Annotated in this window: 7 protein-coding genes; 3 read left to right on the top strand and 4 right to left on the bottom strand. The window is 60.1% G+C overall.

The annotated features are described in order from the left end of the window. Positions 1 to 80 precede the first annotated feature (80 nt). Entirely contained in the window at positions 81 to 3,383 is a 3,303-nt protein-coding gene (locus ACTHNE_RS00905) for a TonB-dependent receptor (RefSeq protein ID WP_440268334.1), read from the bottom strand. A 305-nt stretch (positions 3,384 to 3,688) separates the two neighbouring features. Beyond that, on the bottom strand, positions 3,689 to 4,477 hold the full coding sequence (locus tag ACTHNE_RS00910) for an AMP nucleosidase (RefSeq protein WP_324945279.1): 789 nt from the start codon (positions 4,475 to 4,477) through the stop codon (positions 3,689 to 3,691). A 353-nt stretch (positions 4,478 to 4,830) separates the two neighbouring features. On the opposite strand from ACTHNE_RS00910, the gene ACTHNE_RS00915 reads away from it, so the two are divergent. Then, complete coding sequence (locus ACTHNE_RS00915; RefSeq protein WP_324945284.1) at positions 4,831 to 5,991, top strand: alpha/beta fold hydrolase; 1,161 nt, start codon at positions 4,831 to 4,833, stop codon at positions 5,989 to 5,991. Positions 5,992 to 6,052: 61 nt separating this feature from the next. Here the strand turns inward: ACTHNE_RS00915 and ACTHNE_RS00920 are convergent, their stop codons facing one another. Beyond that, on the bottom strand, positions 6,053 to 7,369 hold the full coding sequence (locus ACTHNE_RS00920; protein WP_324945287.1) for an aspartyl/asparaginyl beta-hydroxylase domain-containing protein: 1,317 nt from the start codon (positions 7,367 to 7,369) through the stop codon (positions 6,053 to 6,055). 113 nt (positions 7,370 to 7,482) lie between these two features. Here ACTHNE_RS00920 and ACTHNE_RS00925 point away from each other — a divergent pair, with 113 nt between their 5' ends. Further along, a complete protein-coding gene (locus ACTHNE_RS00925; RefSeq protein WP_440268335.1) occupies positions 7,483 to 9,054 on the top strand; it encodes a sulfotransferase in 1,572 nt (523 codons plus the stop codon). Further along, positions 9,051 to 10,637: a tetratricopeptide repeat-containing sulfotransferase family protein gene (locus ACTHNE_RS00930; RefSeq protein WP_440268348.1), complete on the top strand. Its 1,587-nt coding sequence runs from the start codon at positions 9,051 to 9,053 to the stop codon at positions 10,635 to 10,637. Before ACTHNE_RS00925 ends, ACTHNE_RS00930 begins: the two co-directional genes overlap by 4 nt. 51 nt (positions 10,638 to 10,688) lie before the next feature. Here the strand turns inward: ACTHNE_RS00930 and ACTHNE_RS00935 are convergent, their stop codons facing one another. Then, a complete protein-coding gene (locus tag ACTHNE_RS00935) occupies positions 10,689 to 12,341 on the bottom strand; it encodes a M28 family metallopeptidase (protein WP_440268336.1) in 1,653 nt (550 codons plus the stop codon). Positions 12,342 to 12,374 lie beyond the last annotated feature (33 nt).

Genomic DNA, 12,374 nt, shown 5'->3' on the forward strand with positions numbered 1-12,374 from the left:
GGCCGCCGGTTGCCCGGCGGCCTTCTTGATTAGTCCGACAACCGACACCTTCCATGGCGCCGGTACATCGTCTTTCGCTGTTACCAATCGTACTTCACGCTGAAATCCATATAGCGCGGCATTTCCGTCGCCTGCGCGGTGTGATAGACCGGGCTCCAGTAACCCGTACCCTGGTTGCCACCATTCGCGCCTGGGCCAATACCAATAGCGTATTCGGTGTAGTAAAGGGTTGCGGCCTGCTCGTTGAACACGTTGTGGATTTCCCACTGCATGGTGAGGTGCTTGTTCGCCCAGGCCGGGGTGTAGGTCAACGCCAGGTTGAGCTGATGCGTCCACGGCGTATGGCCGCTCGTGCCCGGAGGAGACGGCTGGCCGCCGGCGCCAACCAAGGAGTACTGACTGCCCACAGGCTGGGTTGGATCAAACTTGACAATAGTCCCGTTGTTGGCCGGCGTACCACCGCAGAAATGCTGATACGGACCGGTGTACAAGCTCGGACTAATCTCGCTGCCGTAGCCGCTCAAGCAGACATTCGGCGCGCCCGACTGGATGATATACGTGCCGCTGATCATCCATTCCGGCGTGATGGCGTAGGAGCCGAACGCCTTCAAAGTGTGGCGATGGCTATTGGCCTGCTCACCGTTGGCGTATTGCATCAGGTCAGGGAAGTCCCACTGCGCCGTGGTCGAACCGGAGGCAGCGTTAATGCGTTGGTTCGTGATCTGTCCGATCGGCGTATCGGTGGGACCTTCGGTGCTGCCGTACGACTTGGAGAACACGTAGTCCACCTTGGCGTACCACTTGCCGTCCCAGCTGTGTTCCAGATAGCTCTCCAGCGCGTAGTAGTCACGCGACGGTTTCGGCATCGAGCAGTTCGATGACGTACCGGCAATACCGCCGCAGACAAGACCTGCACCCGTGTTCGGATTCCAGATGGCGTAACCGTCTGGTTGCGGGATGTAGTTGGTCTTGCCTGGATTGACCAGCCCCGGAATGATGCCACCTTCATAGAGAATGTCGGTATCGTCGACAAGATTGCCCGCCTTCTCCCAGGTCGCCTGCTCACCCCACACCAAGCCGGTATCGCCGAGCTGCTTCTGCATGCCCAGCACGTATTCGTCCTGATACTGCGGCTTGAGGTTGGTCGAGGCGTAGTTCTTGATGTTGCCGTGGGCACCGCCATTCTCGCCATCGGACGAGAAGAAACCGGGTACTGGACCACCGGTGTCCGCAACAGGAACCACACTCAACCCGGTCGGCTGGCCATTCGACGTGATGCCCGTGTAGGTATAGATAACGGAGCCGTTGATGGAACCGAATTGCGGGTTACGTCCGGCCAGACCCGCCGGCAACGCGAGATAGTAACGCCCTGCGTTACCGAAGATCTTGAAGGTGTTGTCGCCGAACACGTCCCAGCTTGCACCGATGCGCGGCGCCCATTGCGGGCTAGTTTCCTTCACGTAGGCTTCGCCACCGAAGCCGGTGTTTTTGAACTGGTCGTTGCGCAAACCAAGATCGAGCAACAGGTTGGGCATGACCTGCCAGCGGTCTTCGATGTACTGCGCTTTTTCGCGCAAACCAATCGAGACGTCCGTCTGCACGAGGGCTTGCTGAACGTAGTTGCCCGTAATGTTGCCCGCTCCATTGAGGAATGGCGCAGCAGAGATGCTCGATGGCGTACCGGTGAAGTAGTTCCAGGTGCCGCCACCAATGGTCGTGGCGCCGTCGTTGTCGTCGCGGTATTGGACGTTGTCGATACCGAACTTCAGATCGTGACTGTCGGTGACCTTCCAATCCAGGTCGATGCGCAGGTTCTCGGTCTTGGTGGTGTGTTGTGGATTGGGAAGGGTCTGAGTAACCAGTTGGGGAGCGGCAACACCCGGCGGCACGACAAACCCGGTGCCGAACGTGACGGGAGAAACATTGCCACCCGCGAAGCTGCTGTAGTAATCCGCACCCATCAGGCCGTACATCACTTCGAGCGTGAGGCTGTCGGTGATGTAGGAGGTGTACTTCAGGATTCCGATGTTGTAGGTATTCTTGAACAGCACATTCGGGGAGTAGTAATTGCCAACCGACTGGTTCGAGTAGTTGTACTGGTAGAAATTGCTGCTGGTTTCATTTTGCTGGCTTCTGACGCCCGTCAATTCCAGCACGTTGCTGTCGTTGATGTTCCAGTCCAACTTGCCGTACAGCTTGGGACTGTTCGTGGCACTCGTTTCATAGTAGCCAGAAGGCGACACCATACCGAAGTTCCCCGCCGCACCAGTCACCCCAGCATGATTGTTGCTGTCGTGCTGCCACTCGGCCGTCAGGAAGAAGAACAGCTTGTCCTTGATCAGCGGACCGCTGATGTAGGCGTCATACACGTTTTCCCAGTCGCTATCCTGCTTGCGGCCCCTTTGGATCTGGCCGTAGCCGGGCTGATAGTTCGTGGTGCCTTGCGGCGCCATGTAAGGCGCGCCGGGACTGACAACGCCGGTGCGCGGGTCGACGGTATAACCAAGCGCGCCTACCGGCGTCAGCGGATTGCTGTAATAAATGTTGTCGTATCGGCTTTCAGCAAAGGACGGAGCCCAGGATACGTACACACCAGCGTGCCACTGGTTACCACCGCGCTGGCCGACCTGGCTGATCACGCCGCCGGTCGAACGCCCGTATTCCGGGCCGTAACCGCTGGTGATGGTCTGTTGCTCGGCAATGGCGAAGTACGGCAGCCCAATGCCACCTGCGCCACCGATCGGATCGGTGGTGTTGAAACCATTGAGGTAATAGGCGTTTTCCACAACGCTGTTGCCGCCCATCGAAACCAGCGGCGAACCGGTCGGACCGGTACCGAGGCTGGAGCCGCCCGTGGCCACTCCGGGGGCCAGCAGCGCAATGGCTTCAGCACTGTGAGCGATCGGCAAGTTCTTCAGCTGCGACGCGGTGAGCACCTGCGTCTGGCGGGTGGAGGACACGTCGATCGCCGGCACCGAGTTGGCTGTCACCGTGACGGTCGCGAGGTTCTTCGTGTTCTCGGCAGAAGCCGCCGTAAATGGCACTGCCGTACCACCAGACACCGTAACTTGCACATGGTCCTGCTTGGACACCACGTTGCCGCCCTGCATCAGCGACACCGTGTAGTCGCCCGTCGGCAATTGATTGGCACCGAAGCGACCATCGCTGCCGACCGCTACTACGCGAGTCAAGCCAGTCTGGTTGTTGACGATACGAACCGTCTCGCCCGCCGCCACAGGTGCGGTACCAAACACCGAACCGGTAGTGGCCTGCGCAAGCAATTGCCCAGAAAAGCCGAACCCCATCGCCACTGCAACAGCCAACGCAGTGTGGCGCACGGGTGCTCTGTTCGACGCACGCGTGAACTTATTGCTCATACTCATTGAATGCTCCCCAGCAGCTAGAGTCAAAAAAAAAGCAAAAACCGCCAACAAACGTCCTGTCCCGGCGAGGTCCCACCCTGGCCAGATCACGAACGGACGGTTTTTTCCTCCCCATCCCCGACAAATACCCAAGCCAGAAGCAACACTTAACGGCTCTTTAGCATTTGTTATCCCGAAATTAAGGGCTCGAACGACTGAAAGTCAACGACAAATAATTACGGATGAAATCAAATAACTTGCGCTTCGCAAGTTATTGCGAAGCTGGGAGTCCAAACAGTATTTTTGCGCGGCCAGAAAGCCTGCACTCACTCTCCCAACTCATCCTCGAACCGAAGATGCTTCACGCTCCGTCCGTTCCTGCGCACCAACTTCAGTGCCTCGATGCCTATCCGGATATGCGCTTGGACATAGTCCGCAGTGATCTTGCGATCGCTCAATTCAGTCTTGACGCCTTCCGGAATCATGGGCTGATCGGAAACCAGCAATAGCGCACCGCAAGGGATGTGGTTGGCGAAACCGGCGGCAAAGATGGTGGCGGTTTCCATATCCACTGCCATGCAACGCGTGCGCCGCAAATATTCCTTGAAGGTTTCGTCGTGTTCCCACACACGCCTATTGGTGGTGTAGACGGTACCGGTCCAGTAGTCATGGCCAAGATCGCGAATCATGGTCGAGACGCCGCGTTGCAACTGGAACGCCGGCAGTGCCGGCACTTCGACAGGCAGGTAATCATTGCTGGTGCCTTCGCCACGGATGGCGGCAATCGGCAAGACCAGATCCCCAAGCTGGTTTTTCTTCTTCACGCCCCCGCACTTGCCCAGGAACAGCACTGCGCTTGGCTGTATCGCGCCAAGCAGATCCATTACGGTGGCGGCATTGGGACTGCCCATGCCGAAATTGATGAGAGTGATGCCGTCAGCCGTGGCGCTGGGCATGGGCCGGTCGCGTCCCTGTACCTCCACCCCGTGCCATTGCGCAAACAGGTCTACGTAATGGCCGAAGTTGGTCAACAGAATATGGGAGCCGAATTGCTCCAGCGGCACACCGGTGTAGCGCGGCAGCCAGTTGGTGACGATGTCGTGTTTGGTCTTCATGGATGCTCTTGGTTTCGGCACAGCTTATCTTTGCTGCGCGTGACCGGCGACGCCACGCCGGCAGAATGCCAAATCTCAAGCGCGTCTATCTTATCGGGCTTTTGGCGATGCACGACAACGAAATATGCATGGCACTCATAGGAACGCTCGCAAACCGGCATCGGTACTTGCTTTGACGACTCGGCCTGATTGAAATGCATGATTGAAATGCACGCCCGGACGTCCGCGCCCCTGTCCGCGGACTATGGTGTGCCGTCATACGCTTGTCCAAGCCTTTGATTTGCAGCGCCATCACGCTGGCACGCGATTTGCTGACCAATTCGCCGTGACATCACCAACCAGGGAGAACCCTTTTGAGTACGTTTCGCACGACGCTAGTTTTCATGCTCGCGATGATGGGATACATCGCCATTCCCCATGCATATGCGGCGGAGGAAGCGCAAGGCAAGTCATCATCACTCTCGCGCGAACAAGTCACTCACATCCTCGACAGCAACCGCATGATCAACACACCGCAAGGCGTGGACGAACAGATCAAAGTGCATATCGGAGGCATCGATCAATGGATATCCGTCCGCGGCAAGGATCGCCGCAATCCCATCCTGTTGTTCCTGCATGGTGGCCCGGCATCACCCGCCATGCCAGAGGCCTATACGTTCCAGACGCCCTGGGAAGATTACTTCACCGTGGTGCAGTGGGATCAGCGCGGCGCGGGCAAGACATATCGCGCCAATCCGGAAGCTGCCATGGAACCGGGCATGAGCGTTGATGGCATGACCAACGACGCGGCTGAACTGGTGCAGTACCTGCGCCAGCGCTATGGCAAGCAAAAGATCTTCCTGCTCGGCCATTCCTGGGGTTCGATCCTGGGCGTCACCCTTGCGCAGCGGCATCCGGAGTGGTTCTACGCGTACATCTCCACCGGCCAGGTGGTGAACGGCCGCCACAATGAAGAGCTGGGCTACGGCTTCGCTCTGCGTCGCGCCAAGGAGGAAAACAACCAGGCGGCCATCCGTGAACTGGAAGCCCTGGCGCCTTACCCGGGCCCCGGCAAAATGACGATCGAACGCGTCGGAATCCGCAGCAAATGGGAGATGTATTACGGCGGGCTCGCATGGGGCCGCAAGGATTATCAGTTCGAAGACGATGCCGAATCACTGTCACCCGACTACAGTCGCGAAGACCTCGATGCCATCGGCAAGGGCAGCCTGTTCTCGCTCAATCATCTACTGCCGGCGTTGCTCGATACGAATTTCGACAACGTCACGCACTTCGGTTGCCCCGTGATCGTCTATGTCGGCGCACACGACTACACCACCTCACATGAACTGGCCGAGGCGTGGTTCACGCACATCCAGGCACCGTCGAAAAAATTGGTGGTATTCGCCGACTCCGCACACATGATGATGCAGGAGCAACCCGGCCGCTTCCTGATGCATCTGGTAACGGATGCGTTGCCGCTGGCGCAAAAGGCAGCCGATGCAGCGCCGCCCGAGCTCGTGCGCACGAATTGAAACGACGAGCATGCCCGGCTGATGGTTTTCCGCCGGGCAGCTCCTGTGACCACAAGGACATCTACGTGGAAGCGGGTTCACATTCCCGGTTGAAGTCGCCGATGGCAACTACAAGATCGGTTACCGCTGCGCGCTCAGCCTCGGTCAGGTCAGGGTTCCAGCAGTCGAGAATCAACACCACTCGCGTATGCTCGCTGCGGTTCCACGCTTCATGCTCGAACGTATCGTCAAAGGTGACGCATCGGCCCTTCTGCCACGAATGCACCTCGCCACCCACGCGCAGCGCGCAATCGGAAGGCACGATCAAGGGAAGATGCGTGACCAGGCGTGTATTGGTGACCCCGGTATGCGTAAGGATGTGCGTGCCCGGCTGCAACACCGAAAACAGCGCCTCGGGAGCGTGCTCCCGAATGCGGGACAAGGGCAGCTTATCCAGCAGCGACGACGTACGCGGGCATCTCAGGCAATGCTCGTCGTAGCGTTCGCCATGCCGATAAAAGAAATAAGCCTCCCACGCGGCCGGCTGAGTGCCCGATGCGCGCAGTATCTCCTGAGTATTGTCCTCGGAGGTTTTGCCCAAAAAAGCTTCGAGGCTCGGCTCGGTTGCCAATACGGCACGCAGTTCCTCGCACACATCTTCAGTAGCCGATTCCAGCGCCTCGTACCAGGGAAAACGTTCCCGCGGGTAGTAGGGCTGGCTCGGGATGTCTGGAAAGTAGAGAAATTTCGGCTTTTGGCGCGGATCGGAAATACCTGCAGGCTGTAGTCCCAGATAGATATCCAGGCAGCGATCCACGCGGCGCAGCTCGGCTGCACCATAGCGTTGCCGCAACGGCTCCAGCGTCTGCTGGAACAATTCTTTGCGGCCGGCAATGGCATAGCGCATGGCGTGCTTCACCGCATCGCGCAGGCCGGGCGCCGTGCTTTCGTCGTTGAGCCAGCGCCCGTGTGCCTGCGCCGTGCGAACCGCGGTGAAGTAGGCCATGGTCGCTTCGCGCGAGCGGCCCAGTTGCTCCAGCGCCAAGCCCAGGCGCAAGCGCGCCTGGAACATGGACGGTTCAATCTGCAGCGCACGATGCAGGTTGTCGGCGGCAGCTGCGAAATCCGCCAAGTCCAGTTGCACTGTACCAAGCAACTGAATCGTGGTCGCATTGGAAACCTCAAGCTTTGCCGTGGCCTGCAGATGAGCAAGCGCCTGCACCAACTCACCGCGAGAAAGGTGGCAGCCAGCCAGAAACTTCAGCGCTTCCAGGTCATCCGGTGCGCGTTGCAATATTTCGTTGAATGCGCGCTCCGCTTGCGGCAACTCTTGCCGATGCAAATGCGCGTGCGCAGCCTCGCGCCAGCGCGCGAGATCCGCCCCCCACGGTACGTTCATCTTTTCTACCCTCCCCAGGGTCGGGGCGCCCGCTTCGCAACGCGAATGAATCCAGGCGCCCTTGGTGCATACTAACTGTAAAATTTTTCCGCACAAATCCGGGGGAATGGTTGGTGGAACGGTTGAAAGCCTTGGATGCACGCACCGCCCAGTCCGTACGGGCCGCTGGCGCGGCGCTGGACGTGGGCAAAGCGGATGAAGCGGCCCGTCATCTGGCCGATGCGGCAATCCGCCACCCGCTGCATCCGGAAGTGCTGCGCATGCGCGCCGGCCTGCTCAGCATGCGCGGCGAGCACCCGCAAGCGCTGCAGTGCATGCGCCAGGCGCTTGAACAGCGGCCTGACGACGCGCTCTATCACAATACCCTCGGCACACTGCTGGGCCAGGCCGGGGATTACGACGGCGCCGTTCAAGCCCTGCGCCAGGCCTGCACCATGCAGCCGGACTTGGCCGACGCCTGGTACAACCTTGGCATCATGCTGACGCGAAGTGTACGCAACGAGGAAGCCGCCGAAGCGCTGCAACGCGCCGTGACACTCGCGCCGCAATACATGACAGCGCGCGCGCAGCTCGCCGATCTGCTGCGCATGCAAGGCCATAGTGCGCAGGCCGTCGAACACTATCGCTGCATCCTTGCCGAAGCGCCCTGGGCGGGCATGGCGTGGTGGGGTCTGGCGGATATGAAAACCCTGCGCATGACGGAGGACGACATCCGGCAAATGCAAGGCGCGCTCAGCGCCCCGCAGGCCACCGACGACGACAAAATGGCCATCGGCTTCGCGCTCGCCAAGGCGTTCGATGACCAGGGCCGCTACGCACAAGCGCTTGATGCACTGGCCGGCGCCAACGCCATTGCGCGCCGGCGCTACAGATGGCCGCGCGAAGCATTTTCCACTGGCATCTCCATGGTGCTGCAAGCCTTCGAAACGCCGATGGCCAGCGCGCCCGAATCGCTTGGGCGTGAAGCCGTCTTCGTCGTAGGCATGCCGCGCTCCGGCACGACGCTGGTCGAACAGATCCTGGCGTCCCATTCGATGGTCGAGGGCGCCGGCGAGCTGGCGGATTTGCCCACCGTGCTGGCCGAGCAATCCAGGCAAAGCGGGCTGCCGTTTCCCAGATGGGCGGCATCCATGACATCGGCCGATTGGACGCGTCTTGGGGAGCGCTACCTGCAGCGCACTGCACATTGGCGAAAGGCACGCCCGATTTGCATCGACAAGATGCCCGGCAACTGGATGTATATCGGCGCCATCCGCGCCATGCTGCCCGCAGCGAGGATCATAGGCTGCCGACGGGATCCGTTGGAAAACTGCTTCGCCTGCTATCGCCAGCGCCTGAACAACAACGAGTACACCCGCGACTTCGACGACTTGGCAGGTTTCTGGCGGGACTACGACCGCAGCCTTTCCTTCTGGCATGCGCGCGCTCCCGAACGCGTGCTCAAGCACGATTACGAAGCGTTGCTTTCCCAGCCGGAAACGCAGATCCGCGACCTACTGGCATTCTGCGATCTTCCGTTTGAGCCGCAATGCCTGCGCTTTCACGAAACCCAACGTGAAGTACGCTCACCCAGCGCCAACCAGGTACGACAGCCGCTGCGCGCCGACACCGCGCGAGCGCCGCAATACGGCGCACTGCTCGATCCGCTGCGGCGCGCCCTGGGATTGTCGCCGTGGCAGGCATGACCGATCCGGCCGTGCATCCGTACATCGCAAACCTCACAGGCGCCGTGGAATCGGAATGGCTGGCCTGCGCGCGCATGCTGGTCTCGCAGAAGAAGATGGCTGATGCGTTGGCGGTGTTGCGGGCAGGCATCCAGGCATATCCTTCGTCCGCGGAATTGCGGCTTGCCCTGGCCGGCTCGCTGCTGGAGCAAGACCTGCCGCGCGAAGCCGAAAGCATCTTGCACGCCTTGCTGGCCGAGCATCCCGGACACGCTGCAGCCGCGTTTCTGCTGGCGCGGCTGCTGCATGGCGAGGGCCGCATGCGTGCGGTGGCGGAGACCTTGCGCGCTCTTTTCGCGCAGCCCGGACAGGACATAGAACATCGCATCCAGGCGATCGAGCTGCTGGACGACTGCGGACGGCCGCAGGAGGCACTCGCGCTATGCGAAGAAAGCATCGCGGCCGGCTGCAACGATTCACGCCTGCATGTACATGCCGGCAGGCTTGCATCCCAGCTCGGTCAATTCGAACTGGCCCGGCGCCGACATTCGTTCGTACTGGAGCATAGCGAGCAAGCACTAGCCTGGCATGTTCCGCTGGCGCTGGCCGAGCTGCAGCGCTACGCCGACCGCACGCATCCGGATTTTGCGCGCTTTTCTGCATTGCTGCAGCGTACGGATGCCAATACGCCGGAGCGTGCCGGCGTGCTGTTTGCGCTGGCCAAGGCATACGACGACACTGGCGATTACGCGGAAGCCGCCGGCTACCTGCGGGATGCAAACGCGATTCGCCATGCCAGCGTGCGCTGGTCGCGCAAACTATGGCGCCGGAGCGTCGAGGCGCGCTTGCAGCGCGCTCCGCCCGCTTACCAACATGCAGCCTCCACCGCGTGGACACCCATCTTCATCGTTGGTGCACCGCGCTCGGGCACCACGCTGATCGCGGAGCGACTGGCGCGCCATCCACTAGTCTGCCTGCGCGGAGAACAGAACTGGTTTCCCCAGCTGGCGAGCGCGTTGGACGACGAGGCCCGCCCCAGTCGTGCCTTGATCGATCAGGCAGCGAACATTTACGCCAGGCAATTGCATCAGGATGACTCGGATGCGCAATGGTTCATCGACAAGCAGCCCTTCAATTTCATGCATGTCGATCGCATACTCGCGCTCTTTCCTAACGCCCGCATCATCTACTGCGTGCGGCACGCGCGCGACAACGCGCTGTCCTTATGGATGCAATCGTTCCCCGCAGGCGTTCAGGACTTCGCCTACGATCTCAACGACATTGCAGCGGTCATTCATGATGCACAACGCTTGTGTGTGCATTGGATGCAACGGTATGCAGCATCCATCCATGTACTCCGTTACGAGGATATGGTTGCCGACGCGGGTGCATGCCTTGCCAGCATTTCCGCATGGCTGAATCTTCCGCCGCACGATTTGCTGGCCACATCGGCCAGCACAAGCACCCTGCGCACTGCCAGCCTGTGGCAGGCGCGCCAACCCGTTCACAATCGCTCGGTAGGCCGATGGAAACATTACGCACCGTTCCTGCCGGAGCTTGGACGAATACGGGATCTCGCTCCCTTTTCGTCCCCTCTCCCCTGAAGGAAAGGGGATTGCGGTTTCAACATTCCCGATGCCGATTCGGCAACGGAATTACTTCCGATCCGTCGCCGTCGCATCGCGGGCAGCGCGGAATTCGGAATCCTTGGCCCAATTCGGCCACTGCTCGCTGTTGGCCAGCTCGTTACCGAGCGCGTAGAGAATCTGCAGGTCGTGCGCCATGCCGGTAAACGGCCAATTTGACTCCCACTTGTCGGAAGGCTGGTGGTAATGCTTGGCGACGTAGAGATCCTCGTAGGCTTTGCCAGCGGCCAGGCCACCGTTTATCCAATCGTCGCCAGACTGAAACGAGATGGCGGGCACGCCACGTTTGGCGAAGGAAAAATGATCGGAACGGAAAAAGTGCCCAGCCTCCGGTTTCGGGTCGGCCGAGTACGTAACGTTCCAGCGTTTGGCGGTAGCGATCAGGTCATCGAGCAAATCCAGCTTCGCGCTGCCGGAAATGGTGAAGTTGCGTGTGGGACCATAGGGATCAAGCGCATCCATATTGATGACGCCTACGGTTTTGCTCAGCGGATACAGTGGATTGGCCGCGTAGTATTCGGAACCGAGCAGCCCCTTCTCTTCCGCGGTGAAATTGAGGAACACCACCGAACGTTCCGGCTTCGGCCCCTTCGCAAAGACGCGCGCCAATTCCAGCACCGCAGCGGTGCCGGTGCCATTGTCGACGGCGCCGTGATAGATGCGGTCACCGCTGGCATCGGGCTGACCCACGCCAAGATGATCCCAGTGCGCGCTGTAGATCACGGTTTCGTCCGGACGTTTGCTGCCGGGCACACGCGCGACGACGTTGTAGCTGGTAATGGTCTTGCGATTGACGTTGAAGTGCGCGGAAAAAGATTCGCCGTTCAACACGACCGGCTTGAACTCGCGCGTCTGCGCCAGCTTCTTTTGCGCTTCGAAATCCAACCCTGCACGTTTGAACAAGTCGACGGCCACGTCACGCTGGATCCAAGCTTCCAGTGCCGGGTGCACATCGCCGGGCTTTGCACGCACGACGTCGAACATCGCATTCGTGTTGGAATTCTTCACCGTATCCCAGCCGTAGGACGCAGGACCGGATTCATGCACGATCAATATGCCGGCGGCACCCTGGCGCGCCGCCTCTTCGTATTTGTAGGTCCAGCGACCGTAATAGGTCATCGCCTTGCCGCCAAAATCACCGACGCCGGTTTCGTAATCGGGATCGTTGATCAGCACCACCGCGATCTTGCCGTGCAGATCCACGCCCTTGAAATCGTCCCAGTTCCGCTCCGGCGCCTTGACGCCATAACCGACGAAAACCAGCGGTGCATTTGCGATGTTCACCGATTGAGCGCCATTGAGCGCGGCGCGCGCAGCGATCTGCTCGCCCTGCTTCCAGCTCTCCGCCTTGCCGTTGATCGTAACCTTGAACGTCGGCGTGCCTTCGATCTCCGAACGCAACAACGGCACCGCTTGGGTCCAACCGCGCTTGCCGTCCTTGAGATCACCACCGGGCTGCAGGCCGGCCGCCTTATATTGCGCAATGAGAAAATCCAGCGTCTTCGTTTCCCCGGCCGTAGCGGGGCCACGGCCTTCAAAGGCATCCGAGGACAGGGTTTTCACATCGGCGGACAGATGCGCGGGATTGAATGTTGATGTGTCAGCGGCCGCAACGGCCATGGTGACGGCGAGAGCAAGCGCAGAAATAACAAGTCGTTTCACTGGCGATTCCCTATGGCTGGGGATATGTCGATG

It is taken from the genome of Dyella sp. (assembly GCF_051954575.1).
Lineage (GTDB): Bacteria > Pseudomonadota > Gammaproteobacteria > Xanthomonadales > Rhodanobacteraceae > Dyella_B.